Origin of the sequence: Hymenobacter telluris (genome assembly GCF_017313265.1) — a bacterium.
Lineage (GTDB): Bacteria > Bacteroidota > Bacteroidia > Cytophagales > Hymenobacteraceae > Hymenobacter > Hymenobacter telluris.
Genome location: NZ_JAFLQZ010000047.1, coordinates 1 through 790, shown reverse-complemented (window position 1 = coordinate 790; position 790 = coordinate 1). Strand labels below are relative to the sequence as shown.

Annotated in this window: 2 rRNA genes; both read right to left on the bottom strand. The window is 51.8% G+C overall.

Going from position 1 to position 790, the window contains the following annotated elements:
* Window positions 1-478, bottom strand: a 23S ribosomal RNA gene (locus J0X19_RS24685); the annotation flags it as partial.
* Window positions 479-722: 244 nt separating this feature from the next.
* A 16S ribosomal RNA gene (locus J0X19_RS24680) occupies window positions 723-790 on the bottom strand; the annotation flags it as partial.

Here is a 790-nt window from a genome sequence, read left to right as displayed (position 1 = left end):
CTCTCAGGAGTATGTAGCCTTGGCGGATGGTACCGCCGGATTCAGACGGGATTTCGCTGGTCCCGCCTTACTCAGGAGTCTGCTACCGTGAATACTCAGTTCGCTTACCGGACTCTCACCGTCTCTGGTTGACTTTCCCACGTCATTCAGCTAAAAGTACTCAATCAGATGTTGCAGTCCTACAACCCCGCGCTGGCCGTAACCAACCCGGTTTGGGCTCGTCCCCGTTCGCTCGCCACTACTTGGGGAATCATTGTTATTTTCTGTTCCTGCCGGTACTTAGATGTTTCAGTTCCCGGCGTTTGCCTCTACCTTCCTAACGAAGGAGATCTTATCTCTTCAAGATAAGGGGTTGCCCCATTCGGATATCGACGGATCACCAGGTATGTGCCCTTCCCCGTCGCTTTTCGCAGCTTATCGCGTCCTTCTTCGCCTCTGAGAGCCTAGGCATCCCCCGTGTGCCCTTGCTTACTTCTCGCTTGCCCGTCGTTCCTAACGGAAGACGGACGCTCCGGCTTTGCCTTCGAAAAGGAAAGCCGCGTTGCTTTGTTTCTCTCTTGTTACCTTATGTCAAAGAACGTATTCCCTCTGCAAGTGAAGGAAAAGAAGAATAGCACCAGTATCGAAGCTATTCTTACGCAAATCGTTGAATGAAGGAAATAACAACTTGGTGAAGGTGTAGCAGGTAAGGTCAGAGAACCTACCGAGTCGGATTGCTCCAGAAAGGAGGTGATCCAGCCGCACCTTCCGGTACGGCTACCTTGTTACGACTTAGCCCCAGTTACCTGTT